The organism is Pseudomonas sp. SIMBA_067 (assembly GCF_046534675.1).
Classification (GTDB): domain Bacteria; phylum Pseudomonadota; class Gammaproteobacteria; order Pseudomonadales; family Pseudomonadaceae; genus Aquipseudomonas; species Aquipseudomonas putida.
Genome location: NZ_JAWRYH010000002.1, coordinates 454814 through 472310, shown reverse-complemented (window position 1 = coordinate 472310; position 17497 = coordinate 454814). Strand labels below are relative to the sequence as shown.

Annotated in this window: 17 protein-coding genes and 1 pseudogene; 9 read left to right on the top strand and 9 right to left on the bottom strand. The window is 63.2% G+C overall.

All coding sequences use genetic code 11. The features are described 5' to 3' along the window. Window positions 1-4 precede the first annotated feature (4 nt). Entirely contained in the window at window positions 5-778 is a 774-nt protein-coding gene (locus SB765_RS07420) for a gamma-glutamyl-gamma-aminobutyrate hydrolase family protein (protein WP_341797137.1), read from the top strand. 113 nt (window positions 779-891) lie between these two features. Beyond that, complete coding sequence (locus SB765_RS07415) at window positions 892-2433, top strand: APC family permease (RefSeq protein ID WP_019471048.1); 1542 nt, start codon at window positions 892-894, stop codon at window positions 2431-2433. A 126-nt stretch (window positions 2434-2559) separates the two neighbouring features. Here SB765_RS07415 and gmk read toward each other — a convergent pair whose 3' ends face one another. Then, complete coding sequence (gmk, locus tag SB765_RS07410; protein WP_410931137.1) at window positions 2560-3180, bottom strand: guanylate kinase; 621 nt, start codon at window positions 3178-3180, stop codon at window positions 2560-2562. A gap of 13 nt (window positions 3181-3193) precedes the next feature. After that, the gene (locus SB765_RS07405; protein WP_016502227.1) at window positions 3194-4057 is read right to left on the bottom strand and encodes a YicC/YloC family endoribonuclease; all 864 of its coding nucleotides are present in this window, start codon (window positions 4055-4057) and stop codon (window positions 3194-3196) included. A 228-nt stretch (window positions 4058-4285) separates the two neighbouring features. Between SB765_RS07405 and rph the strand changes: the two genes are divergently transcribed. Then, on the top strand, window positions 4286-5008 hold the full coding sequence (gene rph / locus SB765_RS07400) for a ribonuclease PH (RefSeq protein WP_016489819.1): 723 nt from the start codon (window positions 4286-4288) through the stop codon (window positions 5006-5008). Window positions 5009-5069: 61 nt separating this feature from the next. Here the strand turns inward: rph and SB765_RS07395 are convergent, their stop codons facing one another. Next, window positions 5070-5849: an exodeoxyribonuclease III gene (locus tag SB765_RS07395; protein ID WP_003253401.1), complete on the bottom strand. Its 780-nt coding sequence runs from the start codon at window positions 5847-5849 to the stop codon at window positions 5070-5072. A gap of 80 nt (window positions 5850-5929) precedes the next feature. On the opposite strand from SB765_RS07395, the gene pyrE reads away from it, so the two are divergent. Continuing rightward, complete coding sequence (gene pyrE, locus SB765_RS07390; protein WP_003253405.1) at window positions 5930-6571, top strand: orotate phosphoribosyltransferase; 642 nt, start codon at window positions 5930-5932, stop codon at window positions 6569-6571. Between the two features lie 91 nt (window positions 6572-6662). On the opposite strand, the gene argB is transcribed toward pyrE, so the two are convergent. The 4 genes and pseudogenes from argB to coaBC all read right to left on the bottom strand — a co-directional run bounded on the left by argB (window position 6663) and on the right by coaBC (window position 10783). Continuing rightward, window positions 6663-7568 (bottom strand): acetylglutamate kinase, encoded by a 906-nt coding sequence (gene argB / locus SB765_RS07385; protein ID WP_004575216.1) that lies wholly within the window; start codon window positions 7566-7568, stop codon window positions 6663-6665. A gap of 30 nt (window positions 7569-7598) precedes the next feature. Continuing rightward, window positions 7599-8966 (bottom strand): annotated as a pseudogene (locus SB765_RS07380) (phosphomannomutase/phosphoglucomutase); the annotation flags it as partial. A gap of 144 nt (window positions 8967-9110) precedes the next feature. Then, the gene (gene dut / locus SB765_RS07375; RefSeq protein WP_341797135.1) at window positions 9111-9566 is read right to left on the bottom strand and encodes a dUTP diphosphatase; all 456 of its coding nucleotides are present in this window, start codon (window positions 9564-9566) and stop codon (window positions 9111-9113) included. 5 nt (window positions 9567-9571) lie between these two features. Then, window positions 9572-10783: a bifunctional phosphopantothenoylcysteine decarboxylase/phosphopantothenate--cysteine ligase CoaBC gene (gene coaBC / locus SB765_RS07370; RefSeq protein ID WP_016489816.1), complete on the bottom strand. Its 1212-nt coding sequence runs from the start codon at window positions 10781-10783 to the stop codon at window positions 9572-9574. A gap of 128 nt (window positions 10784-10911) precedes the next feature. On the opposite strand from coaBC, the gene radC reads away from it, so the two are divergent. Further along, a complete protein-coding gene (gene radC, locus SB765_RS07365) occupies window positions 10912-11592 on the top strand; it encodes a RadC family protein (RefSeq protein ID WP_410911808.1) in 681 nt (226 codons plus the stop codon). 61 nt (window positions 11593-11653) lie between these two features. On the opposite strand, the gene SB765_RS07360 is transcribed toward radC, so the two are convergent. Next, window positions 11654-13261 (bottom strand): ABC transporter substrate-binding protein, encoded by a 1608-nt coding sequence (locus SB765_RS07360; RefSeq protein ID WP_084967367.1) that lies wholly within the window; start codon window positions 13259-13261, stop codon window positions 11654-11656. A 361-nt stretch (window positions 13262-13622) separates the two neighbouring features. Between SB765_RS07360 and rpmB the strand changes: the two genes are divergently transcribed. Then, window positions 13623-13859, top strand: a complete 237-nt coding sequence (gene rpmB, locus SB765_RS07355; protein ID WP_003253504.1) for a 50S ribosomal protein L28 — start codon at window positions 13623-13625, stop codon at window positions 13857-13859. A gap of 11 nt (window positions 13860-13870) precedes the next feature. After that, window positions 13871-14026, top strand: a complete 156-nt coding sequence (rpmG, locus tag SB765_RS07350; protein WP_003253507.1) for a 50S ribosomal protein L33 — start codon at window positions 13871-13873, stop codon at window positions 14024-14026. Between the two features lie 78 nt (window positions 14027-14104). Here rpmG and SB765_RS07345 read toward each other — a convergent pair whose 3' ends face one another. Further along, the gene (locus SB765_RS07345; protein WP_019472525.1) at window positions 14105-14464 is read right to left on the bottom strand and encodes a cupin domain-containing protein; all 360 of its coding nucleotides are present in this window, start codon (window positions 14462-14464) and stop codon (window positions 14105-14107) included. A 196-nt stretch (window positions 14465-14660) separates the two neighbouring features. On the opposite strand from SB765_RS07345, the gene SB765_RS07340 reads away from it, so the two are divergent. Both SB765_RS07340 and SB765_RS07335 read left to right on the top strand, forming a co-directional pair. Further along, entirely contained in the window at window positions 14661-16154 is a 1494-nt protein-coding gene (locus SB765_RS07340; RefSeq protein ID WP_049275895.1) for an aldehyde dehydrogenase, read from the top strand. 202 nt (window positions 16155-16356) lie between these two features. Next, on the top strand, window positions 16357-17496 hold the full coding sequence (locus SB765_RS07335) for an MFS transporter (RefSeq protein ID WP_016502221.1): 1140 nt from the start codon (window positions 16357-16359) through the stop codon (window positions 17494-17496). Window position 17497 lies beyond the last annotated feature (1 nt).

Genomic DNA, 17497 nt, shown 5'->3' with positions numbered 1-17497 from the left:
GCCCATGAGCGCAAATGCGGTCCCCTTGATCGGTGTCAGCGCCTGCCGCCAGCAGGTGGGGAAGAACTCGTCGCACACGGTAGGCGACAAGTATATCGAGGCGGCCGGCTTTGCCGGTTTGCCGCTGATCCTGCCGGCCCGAGACGGGGGCAGCGACACGCAGGCGCTGTTGGCCCGGCTGCACGGCATTGTTTTTACCGGCTCGCCTTCAAATATCGAACCGCATCATTACAATGGCGCCCCTAGCGTAGCCGGTACCCGGCACGATCTGGCGCGCGATCGCCTGACCCTGCCGCTGCTGCAGGCAGCGATTGCCGCCGGCGTGCCAGTGTTCTGCATCTGCCGTGGCTACCAGGAACTGAATGTGGCGCTTGGCGGCAGCCTGCACCAGCGCGTGCAGGAAATGCCCGGGTACCTTGACCACCGCGAACCTGAGGACGCACCCCTGGAGGTGCAATACGGCCCTCGTCACCCTGTCGGCATCGAGCCAGGCGGGTTGTTCGAGCGCCTGGGCCTGGCGGCGCAGTTCGAGGTCAACTCGCTGCACAGCCAGGGCATCGACCGCCTCGCCCCGGGCTTGCGTGTCGAGGCACGGGCCCCGGATGGCCTGATCGAAGCGGTATCCATGCCTGCGGCGCCGGGCTTTGTGCTTGGCGTGCAGTGGCACCCGGAGTGGCGCTTCACCGAAAACCCGGTCTCGCTGCGCCTGTTCCAGGCGTTTCGCGAGGCCTGCGTTGCCTACGCGGCACGGGAGGGCGCACGGCAGGAGACATTCTGACGTCAGCCGAAGGTCTTGGATGACTGGTTCCCGGCAGCAAGCTTTCAATGAGTGAAAGCAGGCCTTGTGCGCAAGGCCTGCGAAAACAATTCCAAAATTTACGGCAAATACTCATGAGCAATTATACAGAAGCCGGCCGCCCACCCGATGTGGCGGCCGACGCGGGCAACACCCAACGCGGCAAGGGCTTGGCCAAAGGCCGCCTGGGCCTGCTGGCCAGCGTGGTGCTGGGCATTTCCACCATCGCCCCGGTCTACACCCTGACGGGCGCCCTTGGCCCGACCGTGCGCGAGGTGGGTGCCCACCTGCCCGCCGTGTTCATCGTCGGCTTCCTGCCGATGCTGCTGGTGGCCCTGGGCTACCGTGAACTGAACTCGGCAGAACCGGACAGCGGTACTTCGTTTACCTGGTCGGCGCGTGCCTTCGGCCCGATGATCGGCTGGATCGGCGGCTGGGGGCTGGTGGTCGCCACTACCATCGTGCTGTCGAACCTGGCGGGGGTGGCGGTCGATTTCTTCTACCTGTTCCTTGGCCAGATCACCGGCAAGCATGAACTGGCAGCGTTGGCCGACAATCTGCTGATCAACATCAGCACCTGTTGCGTGTTCATCGGCCTGGCCGTGTGGATCTGCTGTCGCGGCATCGCCACCACCATGACCGTGCAGTACGGCCTGGTGGCCCTGCAATTGCTGGTGCTGATCGGCTTTGCCTTTGCCGCCTTCGGCGGCACCACTGCGCCGCCACCGCTGGCGTTCGATTTCGCCTGGTTCAACCCGTTCGGTGTCGAGTCGTTCTCGGCCTTTGCCGCCGGGCTGTCGCTGTCTATCTTCATCTTCTGGGGCTGGGACACGTGCCTGACCGTCAGCGAAGAGTCTGTGGGCAGCGAAGAAGTGCCAGGCAAGGCCGCCACCTGGACGGTGATGTTGATCCTCGGGCTGTACCTGTTCACCGCCATCGCCACTCTACAGTTTGCCGGTATCAGCGAAACCGGGCTGGGCCTGAACAACCCACGCATCCAGGAGAACGTCTTCGCCCACCTGGCCGGCCCGGTCATGGGGCCGCTGGCAATCCTGATGTCCATCGCCGTGCTGGCCAGCACCGCGGCGTCGCTGCAGTCCACCTTCGTGGCGCCGGCGCGCACCCTGTTGGCCATGGGTTACTACGGTGCGGTACCGCAGAAGTTCGCCAGCGTCTGCCCGCGCTCGCAGACCCCGCGCTACGCCACCATTTGCGCTGGCCTGGCAGCAGGCCTGTTCTACGTGACCATGCGTACCCTGAGCGAGAACGTGCTGGCGGACACCATCACCGCGTTGGGCATGATGATCTGCTTCTACTATTCGCTGACTGCGTTCGCCTGCGTCTGGTATTTCCGCGCCAGCCTGTTCGACAGCCTGCGTCACTTCATCATGCGCGGCCTGTGCCCGCTGGTCGGTGGGGTTATCCTGTCGGTGATCTTCGCGCGGACCGCCATCGACAGCGCCTCGCCGGACTTCGGCAGTGGCTCGCATGTGGGCGGGTTGGGGCTGGTATTCGTGATTGCCGCGATCATCTCGGTGCTCGGCATCGGGCTGATGATGCTGTCGCGCATGCGGGCGCCGGCTTACTTCCTGGGGGCTACCCTGCGTCAGCAGGCTACCCTGCCTTTGCAGGAATGAAGCGGCGGGGCGCTTTGCGCCCCTTTCGCGGCACAAGGCCGCTCCTACAAAGGCACGGCGTACGCTGTCAAATGTAGGAGCGGCCTTGTGCCGCGAAAGGGCTGCAAAGCAGCCCCGTGTGGTCTCTCAGGAGAGCAGTTCTTTCAGCAGCCCGCTGTTTCGCTGTTGCTGCTTCTTCAGCAGCAGGCGATTCGAACGGAACACCGCCTTCAAGTCTTCCAGCGCCGCGTCGAAATCATCATTGATGATCACGTAGTCATACTCGTCGTAGTGCACCATCTCGCTGACCGCTTCCTTCATGCGCCCGGCGATGATCGCTTCGCTGTCCTGCCCGCGGCCGTCCAGGCGCTGACGAAGCGCTTCCTGGCTTGGCGGCAGGATGAACACCGACAACGCCTGCGGCATCAGCTTGCGCACCTGCTGGGCGCCTTGCCAGTCGATCTCCAGGATCAGGTCATAGCCCTGGTCCAGGGTCTGCTGCAGCGCACTGCGCGAGGTGCCGTAGAAGTTGCCGAACACTTCGGCATGCTCCAGGAAGTCGCCTTGCTGGATCAGCGCCTTGAACTCCTCGTGGACAACGAAGTGGTAGTTCACCCCGTGTTCCTCGCCCGGGCGCATGGCGCGGGTGGTGTGCGAGACCGAGACGCGAATTTGCTGGTCGTCCTTGGTCAGGGCTGTTACCAGACTGGTCTTCCCGGCGCCCGAAGGGGCCGAAATGATGTAGAGGGTGCCGCTGCTGTGGTTCATGGTCGGGTTGGCCTTACTCGATGTTCTGTACTTGTTCACGCATCTGTTCGATCAATACCTTCAGGTTGACCGCCGCTTGCGTGCTGCGTGGGTCGAAGGCCTTGGAGCCGAGGGTGTTGGCTTCGCGGTTGAGTTCCTGCATCAGGAAGTCCAGGCGTCGGCCGGCGGCGCCGCCCCCCTTGAGCACGCGGCGCACTTCGGTGACGTGAGTGCTGAGGCGGTCGAGTTCCTCCGCCACGTCGCTCTTCTGGGCCAGCATCACCATTTCCTGCTCCAGGCGCTGCGGGTCGAGTTCGGCCTGCATGTCGCCGAAACGGTCGAGAATCTTCTGCCGCTGCGCCGCCAGCATCTGCGGCACCAGGGCGCGCAGGGTGGTGACTTCGCTGGTCATGTTGTCCAGGCGCTCGTTGATCAGCCGGGCCAGTTCCTGGCCTTCGCGCTGGCGGCCGGCCTTGAGTTCGGCCAGTGCTTCGTCGAACAGGGCCATGGCTTCGGCGTTCAGCGCCTGTGGGTCACTGGTGTCGGCCACCAGCACACCCGGCCACGACAGCACTTCCAGCGGGTTCAGCGGTGCCGGCTGCTTGATCAGGCCGGCCACTTCCTCGGCGGCTGCGACCAGCTGTGCCGCGCGCTCGCGGTCTACCTTCAGCGGCTTGCCGTTGCTGTCTTCATTGAGGCGCAGCGTACATTCCACCTTGCCCCGCGAAAGGCCCTGGCGCAGGCCTTCACGCACGGCACCTTCGAGGTCGCGCAGGGCCTCGGGCAGGCGCAGGTGGGGTTCCAGGTAACGGTGGTTGACCGAACGCAGCTCCCAGATCAGGGTGCCTTGGCTGCCGGCGCGCTCGACACGAGCAAAAGCGGTCATGCTGTGCACCATGGGGAGTACCTCGCGTAGATGAATGAACGGTGGGAGCCTCTCGGCTGCAAGGCGCAGGATTGTAGCGCAGTGGGGCCTCGGCGCCCAATCCACCTATGTTACAGAGGGGTGGCCATGGCAGTCGGAAAAGGCGACGGGCTGTGTCGGGCGCGACAATAGGCATGTTTTCCCCGCGCTGCGGGCTCTATAATGCTCGGCAGATTCAAAGTCCCAGTACAGGTATCCCAGATGAAACGTCCAAGTGGTCGCGCCGCCGATCAGCTCCGCTCGATCCGCATCACCCGCAACTACACCAAGCACGCCGAAGGGTCGGTACTGGTCGAGTTCGGTGACACCAAGGTCATTTGCACGGTCAGCGTGGAAAACGGTGTGCCGCGCTTCCTCAAAGGCCAGGGCCAAGGTTGGCTGACGGCCGAGTACGGCATGCTGCCGCGCTCCACCGGTGAGCGTAACCAGCGCGAAGCCAGCCGTGGCAAGCAGGGTGGCCGCACCCTCGAAATCCAGCGCCTGATCGGCCGTTCGCTGCGCGCCGCGCTGGACATGAGCAAGCTGGGTGACATCACCCTGTATGTCGACTGCGACGTGATCCAGGCCGATGGCGGCACCCGTACTGCGTCCATCACCGGTGCCATGGTCGCCCTGTGCGACGCCTTGGCGGTGATCAAGAAGCGCGGCGGCCTGAAGGGCGGCAACCCGCTCAAGCACATGATTGCTGCCGTGTCGGTAGGCATGTACCAGGGCGAAGCCGTGCTCGACCTGGACTACCCGGAAGACTCCGCTGCCGAAACCGACCTGAACGTGGTGATGACCAGCGCCGGTGGCTTCATCGAAGTGCAGGGCACCGCCGAAGGCGCGCCGTTCCAGCCGGAAGACTTCAACGCCATGCTCGCCCTGGCGCAGAAGGGCATGAACGATATCTTCGAGCTGCAGCAGGCCGCTCTGGCTGACTGACTGTTCCTGTAGATACGAAAAAGCCGACATCAATGTCGGCTTTTTCGTGTCTGAACAGCAATCAGATGGTCAACGTCCAGTCATAGTCCACGATCAGCGGCGCATGCTGGGAGAAGCGCGGCTGACGCGGCAGGCGGGCGTTGCGCACGAAGCGGCGCAGGCCCGGAGTGAGGATCTGGTAGTCGAACCGGTAGCCCAGGTTGAGCATCTCGGCCTGCTCGTTGTCCGGCCACCAGCTGTACTGGTCGCCTTCACGGCTGACTTCGCGCAGGGCATCGACGTAACCCATCTCGCCGGTGATCGCATCCATCCAGGCGCGTTCCGGCGCCAGGAAGCCCGGCGACTGCTGGCTGTCACGCCAGTTCTTGATGTCGAGCTTCTGCTGCGCCACGTAGAACGAGCCGCAATAGATGTATTCGCGACGTTTGCGACGCTGTTTGTCCAGGTACTTGGCGAAGTCGTCCATCAACTTGAACTTCTGGTTCAAGTCTTCGTCGCCGTTCATGCCCGAAGGCAGCAGCAGGCTGGCAATACTGACTTTGTCGAAATCTGCTTGCAGGTAACGCCCGTAGCGGTCGGCTGTCTCGAAGCCCAGGCCGGTGATGACTGCCTTGGGCTGCATGCGCGAGTAAAGGGCCACACCACCTTGGGCAGGCACCTCCGCGTCGCAGGCATAAAGGAAATAGCCATCGAGCTGGAAAGCTGGGTCATCGAGTTCAAAGGCCGAGGCGCGGGTATCCTGAAGGCAGATGACGTCGGCATTCTGGGCTTGTAGCCAGCTGAGCAAACCACGCTCGGCCGCAGCCTGAATGCCATTTACGTTCACACTGATGATCCGCATAAATGGCCCCAAAAATCTCGTGCGTGTATGATACCCGAGCTCAACCCATTTAGCTAAATCCGTGGTGTCCGGGACTATTCATGCAGCCGTATCAGCGCGACTTTATCCGTTTTGCCATCGATCGCGGGGTACTGCGTTTCGGTGAATTCACCCTGAAATCGGGGCGTACCAGCCCGTATTTCTTCAATGCCGGCCTGTTCAACACCGGTTCTGCATTGGCCGAGCTGGGGCGGTGCTATGCCGCAGCCATCGTCGACAGCAAGATCCCGTTCGACGTGCTGTTCGGCCCGGCCTACAAGGGTATCCCTCTGGCGGCGACCACTGCCGTGGCCCTTGCCGATCAACATCAGCTCGACGTGCCATGGTGCTTCAACCGCAAGGAAGCCAAGGACCACGGCGAAGGCGGCAGCCTGGTCGGCGCGCCGCTGGCCGGTGATGTGCTGATCATCGACGACGTGATCACCGCCGGTACCGCTATCCGCGAGGTCATGCAGATCATCAACGCCCAGCAGGCCAAGGCCGCTGGCGTGCTGATCGCGCTCAACCGTGAAGAGCGCGGCAATGGCGAACTGTCGGCGATCCAGGAAGTGGAACGCGACTTCGGTATCCCGGTGGTCAGCATCGTTTCGCTGACCCAGGTGCTGGAGTTCCTGGCCGATGACCCGCAGCTCAAGCAGCATCTGCCGGCTGTCGAGGCTTACCGGGCGCAGTACGGGATCTGATCCTGGCTTGGAAATGAAAAAGGCGACCCTTCATGAGGGTCGCCTTTTTTGTGCTGCCTGTCCCGGCGATGAGGCCGGGACAGATCAACGATCAGCGTGGCTTGCGATTGGTAATCAGGGTACCCACGCCGCTGTCGGTGAAGATCTCCAGCAGCACCGCGTTCGGTACGCGGCCGTCGATGATGTGCGAGCTGTTCACGCCACCCTGCACCGCATCCAGTGCGCACTTGATCTTCGGCAGCATGCCGCCGTAGATGGTGCCGTCGGCGATCAGTTCGTTGACCTGCTCGGTGGTCAGGCCGGTCAGTACCTGGCCTTGCTTGTCCATCAGGCCGGCGATGTTGGTCAGCAGCATCAGCTTCTCGGCCTTCAGCGCCTCGGCTACCTTGCCTGCCACCAGGTCGGCGTTGATGTTGTACGACTCACCGTTGGCGCCCACGCCGATCGGCGCGATCACCGGGATGAAGTCACCCTTCACCAGCATGTTCAGCAGGTCGGTGTTCACGCTCACCACTTCGCCCACGTGGCCGATGTCGATGATTTCCGGGGTGGTCATCTCAGGCGTCTGGCGGCTGACGGTCAGCTTGCGGGCGCGGATCAGCTCCGCGTCCTTGCCGGTCAGGCCGATGGCGCTGCCGCCGTGGCGGTTGATCAGGTTGACGATGTCCTTGTTGACCTGGCCACCCAGCACCATCTCCACCACGTCCATGGTCGCCGAGTCGGTGACACGCATGCCGTCGATGAAGTGGCTTTCGATCGACAGGCGCTTGAGCAGGTCGCCGATCTGCGGGCCACCACCGTGGACCACCACTGGGTTGATGCCCACAGCCTTCATCAGCACGATGTCACGGGCGAAGCCTGTTTTCAGCTCCTCGCTTTCCATCGCGTTGCCGCCGTACTTGATCACCAGGGTCTTGCCGACAAAGCGGCGGATGTAAGGCAGTGCTTCGGACAAAACCTCGGCTACATGGGAAGCGGCATCGCGATCGAGGGTCATGCAGGGCTCCTGTAAGGAACAGATAGTCGGTCAGAACGGCAGTTGCAGCTCAGGCTCAACCCGCAGCAACTGGGTACGGAATACATCCTTGATACGTTGCAATTCGGCGTCGCTGTCGGCCTCGAAGCGCAGCACCAGCACCGGCGTGGTGTTGGAGGCGCGAACCAGGCCCCAGCCGTGGGGATAGTCGACCCGCACACCATCGATGGTGGTCAGGCTGGCTTCGCCCCAGTCGGCGTCGCGTTGCAGTGCATCAATGATGCTGAATTTACCCTCGTCGGTCACATCAATATTGATTTCCGGCGTGGAAATATCGTTCGGGAAGGCGGCAAACAGGTCTTCGGCGCTCTGCTCGGCCTTGCTGAGGATCTCCAGCAGGCGCGCGGCGCTGTAGATGCCGTCGTCAAAACCGTACCAACGTTCCTTGATGAAGATGTGACCGCTCATTTCGCCCGCCAGCAGCGAACCGGTCTGTTTCATCTTCTTCTTGATCAACGAATGGCCGGTCTTCCACATCAGTGCGCGGCCGCCATGCTGTTCGATCAGCGGGGTGAGGCGACGGGTGCATTTGACGTCGAAGATGATTTCGGCGCCCGGGTTGCGCGCCAGCACGTCCTGGGCAAACAGCATCAGCAGGCGGTCTGGGTAGACGATGCTGCCGGTGTTGGTCACCACGCCGACGCGGTCGCCGTCACCGTCGAAGGCCAGGCCGATGTCGGCGCCGGTTTCCTTGACCTTGGCGATCAGGTCTTCGAGGTTTTCCGGCTTGCCCGGGTCCGGGTGGTGATTGGGGAAGTTGCCGTCGACTTCGCAGAACAGCGGGATCACTTCGCAGCCCAGGGCTTGGATCAGCTGCGGTGCGACCACGCCGGCGGCGCCGTTGCCGCAGTCCACCACCACTTTGAGTTTTTTGGCCAGTTTCACGTCGCTGACGATCTGCTGGAAATAACGCTCCAGGATTTCGACTTTTTCCACGCGGCCTTCGGCCAAGGTCAGGTCGTTGGTTTTCAGGCGGGTCAGCAGGGCCTGGATCTGTTCGTTGGCCAGGGTGTCGCCGGCGATGACGATCTTGAAACCGTTGTAGTCCGACGGGTTGTGGCTGCCGGTCAGCATCACGCCCGACTTGCCGGCCAGCACGTTGGCCGCGTAGTACAGCGCCGGGGTGGGCACCAGGCCGACGTCGCTGACCTGGCAACCGGCGTCAACCAGGCCCTTGATCAGCTGTTCGACCAGCATTGGGCCCGACAGGCGGCCATCGCGGCCTACAGAAACCTGCGGTTCACCCTGGGCCAGGCTCTGCGCGCCGATGGCGCGGCCGATCCAGTAGGCGGTTTCGGCGTGGAGGGTTTTGCCGACCACGCCGCGGATGTCATACGCGCGGAAAATGCTGTCGGGTAGTGCGGCGGGGACCAGGTGGGCCATATCGTTCATCTCTGGAAGCTCCATTAGTCAAAGGCTTTCTGGGCAGGCGCAAACTGAACGCTTGGACGGTGCTTTCGCCAGAGAGTTCGCCATCCTTGGCCTGAACGGTCATTTGCCGGCTCAGTGGCTGCCGGAGTGACCGAAGCCGCCAGCGCCACGCTGGCTTTCATCGAACGCTTCGACGATGTCGAAGTGGGCCTGTACCACCGGGACCAGCACCAGCTGGGCGATACGTTCGCCAACCGCGATGGTGAACGGCGTATTGCCACGGTTCCAGCACGACACCATCAGCTCGCCTTGGTAGTCCGAGTCGATCAGGCCGACCAGGTTGCCCAGCACGATGCCGTGCTTATGGCCCAGGCCCGAGCGCGGCAGGATCATCGCTGCCAGGCCCGGGTCGCCAATGTAGATCGACAGGCCGGTAGGAATCAGCAGGGTCTGGCCGGGCTCGAGGACGGTGTCCTCCTTGAGCAGGGCGCGCAGGTCCAGGCCGGCGGAGCCGGGGGTGGCGTAGGTCGGCAGCGGGAATTCGCTGCCCAGGCGTGGGTCGAGGATCTTGGCTTGAAGAGCGTGCATGTAACTTATTGAACCTGGTTGAGCCGATCGGCGATGAAGGCGACCAGTTGCCGGGCGATCTTGCCCTTGCTGGTCTGCGCGAAGAGGGTCTGGTGCTGCTGGCGGTCGATCACGGTCAAGGCGTTTTCTTCGCTGTTGAAGCCGATGCTGGGGTTGGCCACATCATTGGCGACGATCAGGTCGAGGTTCTTGTCCTTGAGCTTGCGCGTGGCGTAATCGAGCAGGTGTTCGGTTTCGGCGGCGAAGCCGACGCTGAACGGGCGGTCGCTGCGGCCAGCAATGGTGGCAAGGATATCGGGATTGCGCACCATCTGCAGCAGCATGCCGTCGCCGGTCGTAGGATCTTTCTTCAACTTTTGCGTGGCAACGACCTCCGGGCGGTAGTCCGCAACCGCCGCCGAGGCGATGAACAGGTCGCACGGCATGGCCGCTTCACAGGCCGCGAGCATGTCCCGCGCGCTGACCACGTCGATGCGGCTGACCCGGTCGGGGGTTGGCAGGTGCACAGGGCCGGTAACGAGGGTGACCCGAGCCCCGGCCTCGGCAGCCGCTTCGGCCAGGGCGAAGCCCATCTTGCCGGAGCTATGATTGGTGATGTAGCGCACCGGGTCGATGTTTTCCTGGGTCGGGCCGGCGGTGATCAGCACGTGCTTGCCGGTCAGCGCCTGGCGCTTGAAGCTTTCTGCGGCGCACCAGGCCAGGTCGGTGGCTTCGAGCATGCGGCCCAGGCCCACGTCGCCACAGGCCTGGCTGCCGGACGCCGGGCCGAACACCTGGATGCCACGGCTCTTGAGCAGTTCGAGGTTGGCCTGGGTAGCCGGGTCGCGCCACATGGCCTGGTTCATGGCCGGGGCCACGGCGACGGTGGCGTCAGTGGCCAGCACCAGGGTGGTCAGCAGGTCGTCGGCCATGCCTTGGGCCATGCGCGCCATGAGGTCGGCCGTGGCCGGGGCGATCAGCACCAGGTCGGCCCACTTGGCCAGTTCGATATGGCCCATGGCCGCTTCGGCGGCAGGGTCAAGCAGGTCCATGTGCACCGGGTGGCCCGACAGCGCCTGCAGGGTCAGCGGGGTGATGAACTCGGCACCACCACGGGTCATGACGACGCGCACCTGCGCGCCGTGCTCCAGGAGACGGCGAATCAGCTCGGCGCTTTTGTAGGCGGCAATGCCGCCACCTACGCCGAGAACGATGCGCTTGCGATACAGCCGCTGCATAGGCTTGCCTTTTTCCAGTGAGAGCGGGCGGCGACGTTTGATATTGCCTGCGGCAGTACGTCGCATGTACGAGGCGAAATAGATTAACACAGGGTCGAAATGGGCCGCAGCAAGGGCAGGGGGCGGGGATGAATATCAGGGAATGGCCGGCGCAAGAACGGCCGCGGGAGAAGTTGCTGCTGCGCGGGGCTGCTGCGCTCTCGGATGCAGAGTTGCTCGCCGTATTGCTGGGCTCGGGGGTTGCCGGGCGCAATGTGCTGGACCTTGCGCGAGGGCTGCTGGTGCGTTTTGGCGGGCTTAGGCAGTTTCTTGAGGCCGAACGCGAAGCGGTGCTGCGCGAGCCGGGCATTGGCACCGTGAAGTACGCACAGTTACAGGCGCTGTTGGAGATTGGCCGGCGTTATCTGGATGAGAACCTCGAGCGCGCACCGGCGCTAGAGGGCCCAGCGGCGGTGCGGCGCTATCTCAAGGCCATGTTGCGCCATGAGATCAGTGAGGTGTTCGGTTGCCTGTTTCTGGATACCAAGCACCGCCCATTGGCGTTTGAGATCCTGTTCAGGGGCACGATAGACCGGGCCAGTGTCTACCCACGGGAGGTAGTGCGCCGGGCACTGCTGCACAACGCGGCGGCGCTGATCCTGTGCCACAACCATCCTTCAGGCCACAACGAGCCGAGCCAGGACGATGTGCATCTGACCTTGTCGCTGAAGCGGGGGTTGGCGTTGATCGACGTGCGGGTGCTGGACCACATCATCATCGGCGACGGGGAGCCGTTGTCGATGGTCGAGCATGGGTGGATTGTGGCTTAGGCCTTGGTACTGCCTGTGCTGGCCTTTTCGCGGGCAAGCCCGCAAAGGGGCCAGCACAGGGTTACTTGGTCACCGACACCTTGCTGAAATCCAGCCGCCCGAAGGGGCTCACTTGGTACCCCTCCACACCTTGGCGCAGCAGCGTCGCCGCCTTCGGGTGCGCCAGCGGTACCCACAGCGCCTGTTGCTGGATCAACGTCTGCGCCTGCTGGTACAGCCGGCTACGCACACTCTGGTCGTTGGTGGTGCGCCCGGCGCTGATCAGTTGGTCCAGGCGGTTGTCGCAGAAGCGCGCAAAGTTGGTCCCCGACTCGACCGCAGCGCATGAAAACTGCGGGCTGAGGAAGTTGTCCGGGTCGCCGTTGTCGCCCGCCCAGCCCATGAACAGCAGGTCGTGCTCGCCGGCCTTGGCGCGGCGGATCAACTCGCCCCATTCGATTACGCGGATCTCGGCCTTGACGCCGATCTTGGCCAGGTCGGCCTGCAGCATCTGCGCGCCAAGGCTGGGGTTGGGGTTGAGCAGGCTGCCCGACGGGCGGGTCCAGATGGTGGTGCTGAAGCCATCGCCCAGGCCGGCCTTGGTCAGCAGGGCCTTGGCTTTCTTCAGGTCCAGCGGGTAGCCGGGCAGGTCCTTGGCATAGCTCCAGGTGCTGGGCGGGTAGGGGCCGTTGGCGGCCACTGCGGAGCCTTCGAACACGGCCTTGAGGTAGGCCTGCTTGTCGAACGCCAGGTTGATGGCCTGGCGCACTTCCGGTTTGTCCAGCGGCGGGTGCTGGCTGTTGATGGCGACGAAGGCAGTCATGAATGCCGGGGTCGTGGCCACCTTGAGGTTGCCGTCCTTGCCTGCTTCGGCAATGTCCAGCGGCTTGGGCGACAGGGCCACCTGGCACTCGCCACGCTTGAGCTTCTGCAGGCGCACGTTGGCATCGGTGGTAATGGCGAAGATCAGCGGGTCGACCGCCGGCTTGCCGGCAAAGTAGTCAGGGTTGGCGCGATAGCGCACCACGGCGTCTTTCTGGAAGCGCTGGAAGACGAACGGCCCGGTGCCGATCGGCTGGTTGTTGAGCTTCTCGGGCGTGCCGGCCTTCAGCAGCTTGTCGGCATATTCGGCGGAGTAGATCGAGGCGAAGCCCATGCTCAGCGTGGCCAGGAATGTGGCGTCCGGGTGGCTGAGGGTAAAGCGCACGGTGTTTGGCGCCGGCGCCTCGATTGCCTTGATCAGGCTGCCCAGTTGCAGCGACTGGGCATGCGGGTAGCCACCCGGTGCGGTCTTGTGCCAGGCATGGGCGGGGTAGAGCATGCGCTGGAAGCTGAACAGCACGTCGTCGGCGTTCAGCTCACGGCCTGGCTTGAAGTAGGGGGTGGTGTGGAATTTCACGCCATCGCGCAGGGTGAAATCATACACCAGGCCGTCGGCCGACACTGTCCAGCTGGCTGCCAGGCTCGGCACCACCTTGCCTTGCGCCGCGTCGAACTCCACCAGGCGGTTCATCAGCACGTCAGCTGTGGCGTTGGTGGTGGTCAGCGAGTTGTACTGCACCACGTCGAAGCCTTCGGGGCTGGCTTCGCTGCAAACGCTCAGCGGCGCGGCCTGGGCTACGCCGGCAGCGAACAGGGCGCCGGCGGCGAACAGTGAGTTGAACAATAAGGAAAGGGCGGCAGCACGCATGGTGGCTCCTTGGCTGTCGGTGGCCCATCTGCCAGTGCAGTCTGGAAAAGGCCTACCCTAGTGTGCCTGCCGGTAAATGACCACACCCTTTTTTACAAATCTGGCGACGAGCGGTCGACGGCTGACGGGGCCTGCCGCTATGCTGGCCCGGCGCGTTCTGGCTTGCGGCAATGTGTATCTACTGTTGTTGCAGGCAAGTCTTTCTGGTATAAAGCAGCGCTCTTTTCTAGGGGCTCGGCCTGTCGCATAAGCGGATCCGGTCGATAAGACCTCCAGAATCACGGCGCCCAGGCGCCAAAGACTGAGAGATTAAGCGGCCAACCCATGCCGGGTTGGGCATGTGGTTTTAGAGGGCTGAGTCATGTCGAGAGTCTGTCAAGTTACTGGTAAGGGTCCAGTAACCGGGAACAACATTTCCCACGCAAACAACAAAACCCGTCGTCGTTTCCTGCCGAACCTGCAGCACCACCGTTTCTGGGTTGAATCCGAGAAGCGTTTCGTGCGTCTGCGCGTTTCCGCCAAGGGCATGCGTATCATCGACAAGCGCGGCATCGACGCCGTTCTGGTTGACATCCGTAAAGCTGGCGCCAAGGTTTAAGGGAGAACATCATGCGTGAATTGATCCGTCTGGTTTCGAGTGCCGGTACCGGCCACTTCTACACCACCGACAAGAACAAGCGCACCACCCCGGACAAAATCGAGATCAAGAAATATGATCCGGTTGTTCGCAAGCACGTGGTGTACAAGGAAGCCAAGATCAAGTAATTGATCGGCGACCTGAAAAAAACCCGCTTCCGAAAGGACGCGGGTTTTTTTATGTCTGTCAGGGTGTCTTCGCGGGCCTTACTTCTGCTCGAACATCACATAGATCTTGCGGCAAGGCTCCAGCACTTCCCAGGTGCCCGTGAACCCGGCAGGGATGACAAACCGATCACCGGCACGCAGGGTCTTGGCCCCGCCATCCTGGTCGCGCAGCACCGAAACGCCCTGGACGATTTCGCAGTACTCGTGCTCGGTGTAGTTCACCGTCCACTGCCCCACCTCACCTTCCCACACGCCTGCGGCAAACTGCCCGCAAGGGCTGGAGTAGTGGTTGTAGACCGCCTGGTCTGGCTCGCCCTTGAGGATTTTCTCCGCCGCCGGGCGGTAGCGTTCGGCCTCGGTGATGACCTGCGCGAAGTCGATGATGCTGTCGATTCTCATGGTGCGGCTCCTGTTTTTGTTTAATAAAATGAACATCAGTAGGCTTTTGAGCCTTTCGTGTCAAATATATTGATAGTTTACACCGGCTGGTTTAGGGTATCGCTTGCCAGTGTGCGCTCGTCGCCCGGCCAGAATTCTGACAACGCCTGTGAGTCCTCAGTGCGGCGTTGCACCTAAACAAGAGGAGGAGTTTCGTATGACTACCCTGACCCGTGCGGACTGGGAACAACGTGCCCAGCAACTGAAGATCGAAGGCCGCGCCTTCATCAACGGCGAATACACCGATGCCGCATCCGGTGAAACCTTCGAGTGCCTGAGCCCGGTCGACGGACGCTTCCTGGCCAAGGTTGCCAGCTGCGACCTGGCCGATGCCAACCGCGCTGTGGAAAACGCCCGCGCCACCTTCAACGCCGGTGTGTGGTCGCAACTGGCCCCGGCCAAGCGCAAGGCCAAGCTGATCCGCTTCGCCGACCTGCTGCGCAAGAACGTTGAAGAGCTGGCGCTGCTTGAAACCCTGGACATGGGCAAGCCGATTGGCGACTCCTCCAGCATCGACATCCCGGGTGCGGCTCAAGCCATTCACTGGACTGCCGAAGCCATCGACAAGGTCTACGACGAAGTCGCCCCGACCCCGCATGACCAGCTTGGCCTGGTTACCCGCGAGCCGGTAGGTGTGGTCGGTGCCATCGTACCGTGGAACTTCCCGCTGCTGATGGCCTGCTGGAAGCTCGGCCCTGCATTGGCCACCGGTAACTCGGTCGTGCTCAAACCGTCCGAAAAATCGCCGCTGACCGCCATTCGCATTGCCCAGCTGGCGATCGAAGCCGGTATCCCGGCTGGCGTGCTGAACGTGCTGCCAGGCTATGGCCACACCGTAGGCAAGGCCCTGGCCCTGCACATGGACGTCGACACCCTGGTGTTCACAGGTTCGACCAAGATCGCCAAGCAGCTGATGGTGTACGCAGGCGAATCGAACATGAAGCGCATCTGGCTGGAAGCCGGTGGCAAGAGCCCGAACATCGTCTTCGCCGACGCGCCGGACCTGCAAGCTGCTGCCGAAGCCGCTGCCAGCGCCATCGCCTTCAACCAGGGCGAAGTGTGCACCGCAGGCTCGCGCCTGCTGGTCGAGCGTTCGATCAAGGACAAGTTCCTGCCGATGGTGGTCGAGGCCCTGAAAGGCTGGAAACCAGGCAACCCGCTGGACCCACAGACCACGGTCGGTGCCCTGGTTGACACCCAGCAGATGAACACCGTGCTGTCGTACATCGAGGCTGGCCACAAGGACGGCGCCACGCTCCTGGCCGGCGGCAAGCGCACCCTGGAAGAGACTGGCGGCACCTACGTCGAGCCGACCATCTTCGACGGCGTGACCAACGCCATGCGCATTGCCCAGGAAGAAATCTTCGGCCCGGTGCTGTCGGTGATTGCCTTCGACACCGCCGAAGAAGCCATCGCCATTGCCAACGACACGCCCTATGGCCTGGCGGCTGGCATCTGGACCTCGGACATTTCCAAGGCCCACAAGACCGCCCGTGCCGTGCGCGCTGGCAGCGTCTGGGTCAACCAGTACGACGGCGGCGACATGACCGCACCGTTCGGTGGCTTCAAGCAGTCGGGCAACGGCCGTGACAAGTCGCTGCATGCGCTGGAGAAATACACCGAGCTGAAGGCGACCTGGATCAAGCTGTAACTCCAGGGGGCCGCGTTGCGGCCCAATCGCCGGCAAGTCAGCTCCCACAGGTTCTTCGCAGCCCGCAAGGCCTCCGTTGTACTTGTGAGAGCCTGGCTTGCCGGCGATGGGCTGCACAGCAGCCCCAACAATAGCCGGGTCGGCTCACGCTGACCCGGCTTCGTCGTTTTTGCTGTTCACGAATTCTGCCTGGGAGGCTGCAATGCGTTGGGGTACCTACTTCGCCGTACTGGCATCGGTGCTCAGTGTCGGGCTGGCGCTTGGCGTGAGCATGCCGCTGGTGTCCCTGCGCCTGGAGGCCTGGGGCTACGGCAGCTTTGCCATCGGTGTGATGGCGGCGATGCCGGCGCTGGGCGTACTGGCCGGTGCCAGCCTGGCCAGCCGCCTGGCAGGCTGGGTTGGCGTGCCCTCGGCGATGCGCCTGTGCCTGTGGGGTGGGGCGCTGTCGATCGGCCTGCTGGCCCTGTTGCCAAGCTACCCGCTGTGGCTGCTGCTGCGGCTGATGATCGGCATGTCCCTGACCGTGGTGTTCATCCTCGGCGAAAGCTGGATCAACCAGCTGGTGGTCGAGCAATGGCGTGGCCGCCTGGTGGCGTTGTACGGCAGCAGCTACGCCTTGAGCCAGCTTGCCGGGCCGTTGGTGCTGGGCTTTCTCGGCTCCGATGACGACTTCGGTTTCTGGGCCGCGACGGGCCTGCTGCTGGTCGCGCCGCTGATCCTGTTGGGGCGTGGCGGTGCACCCAGCACGGAAGCCTGCAACGTTACCTTCGGCGACCTGTTCCGTTTCTGCCGGCGTTTGCCGGTGATCGCCTGGGCCATTGCCCTGTTCGCTTCGTTCGAGGCGATGATCCTTACCTTGCTGCCGGTGTATTGCCTGCAGCAGGGCTTCACCACCGAGATCGCCCTGTTCATGGTCAGTACCGTGGTGGTGGGGGATGCGGTGCTGCAGTTGCCCATCGGCGCGTTGGCCGATCATATGTCGCGCCGCACCCTGTTCACCGGCTGCGCGGTGACGTTGCTGGTGTCCAGCCTGGCGATTCCGCTCTTGCTGCATACCCCGGCGATCTGGCCGTTGTGGGTGTTGTTCGGGGCCAGTGCAGGGGGCTTGTTCACCTTGTCGCTGGTGCTGATTGGCGAGCGCTACCGTGATGATGCGCTGGTGCGGGCCAACGCCCATGTTGCGCAGCTGTGGGGTATTGGTTGCCTGCTCGGGCCGTTGCTGGCGGGGGCGGGGAGCCAGTGGGTCAGCGGGCATGCGCTGCTGTGGCTGATGGCGGCCGGGGCTGCGGGGCTTGTGGTGTTGACCCAGCGGCGTGGGGCGTTTGAACCGGTTTCTGCCTGAT

Bases quoted from the DNA above. Each gene is read 5' to 3' on its own strand.
- SB765_RS07420 (WP_341797137.1), top strand. From the start codon at position 5: ATGAGCGCAAATGCGGTCCCCTTGATCGGTGTCAGCGCCTGCCGCCAG.
- SB765_RS07335 (WP_016502221.1), top strand. From the start codon at position 16,357: ATGCGTTGGGGTACCTACTTCGCCGTACTGGCATCGGTGCTCAGTGTC.
- coaBC (WP_016489816.1), bottom strand. From the start codon at position 10,783: ATGCAGCGGCTGTATCGCAAGCGCATCGTTCTCGGCGTAGGTGGCGGC.
- gmk (WP_410931137.1), bottom strand. From the start codon at position 3,180: ATGAACCACAGCAGCGGCACCCTCTACATCATTTCGGCCCCTTCGGGC.
- argB (WP_004575216.1), bottom strand. From the start codon at position 7,568: ATGACCCTCGATCGCGATGCCGCTTCCCATGTAGCCGAGGTTTTGTCC.
- SB765_RS07415 (WP_019471048.1), top strand. From the start codon at position 892: ATGAGCAATTATACAGAAGCCGGCCGCCCACCCGATGTGGCGGCCGAC.
- radC (WP_410911808.1), top strand. From the start codon at position 10,912: ATGAATATCAGGGAATGGCCGGCGCAAGAACGGCCGCGGGAGAAGTTG.
- rpmB (WP_003253504.1), top strand. From the start codon at position 13,623: ATGTCGAGAGTCTGTCAAGTTACTGGTAAGGGTCCAGTAACCGGGAAC.
- SB765_RS07405 (WP_016502227.1), bottom strand. From the start codon at position 4,057: ATGGTGCACAGCATGACCGCTTTTGCTCGTGTCGAGCGCGCCGGCAGC.
- pyrE (WP_003253405.1), top strand. From the start codon at position 5,930: ATGCAGCCGTATCAGCGCGACTTTATCCGTTTTGCCATCGATCGCGGG.
- SB765_RS07345 (WP_019472525.1), bottom strand. From the start codon at position 14,464: ATGAGAATCGACAGCATCATCGACTTCGCGCAGGTCATCACCGAGGCC.
- SB765_RS07395 (WP_003253401.1), bottom strand. From the start codon at position 5,849: ATGCGGATCATCAGTGTGAACGTAAATGGCATTCAGGCTGCGGCCGAG.
- dut (WP_341797135.1), bottom strand. From the start codon at position 9,566: ATGCACGCTCTTCAAGCCAAGATCCTCGACCCACGCCTGGGCAGCGAA.
- SB765_RS07340 (WP_049275895.1), top strand. From the start codon at position 14,661: ATGACTACCCTGACCCGTGCGGACTGGGAACAACGTGCCCAGCAACTG.
- SB765_RS07360 (WP_084967367.1), bottom strand. From the start codon at position 13,261: ATGCGTGCTGCCGCCCTTTCCTTATTGTTCAACTCACTGTTCGCCGCC.
- rph (WP_016489819.1), top strand. From the start codon at position 4,286: ATGAAACGTCCAAGTGGTCGCGCCGCCGATCAGCTCCGCTCGATCCGC.
- rpmG (WP_003253507.1), top strand. From the start codon at position 13,871: ATGCGTGAATTGATCCGTCTGGTTTCGAGTGCCGGTACCGGCCACTTC.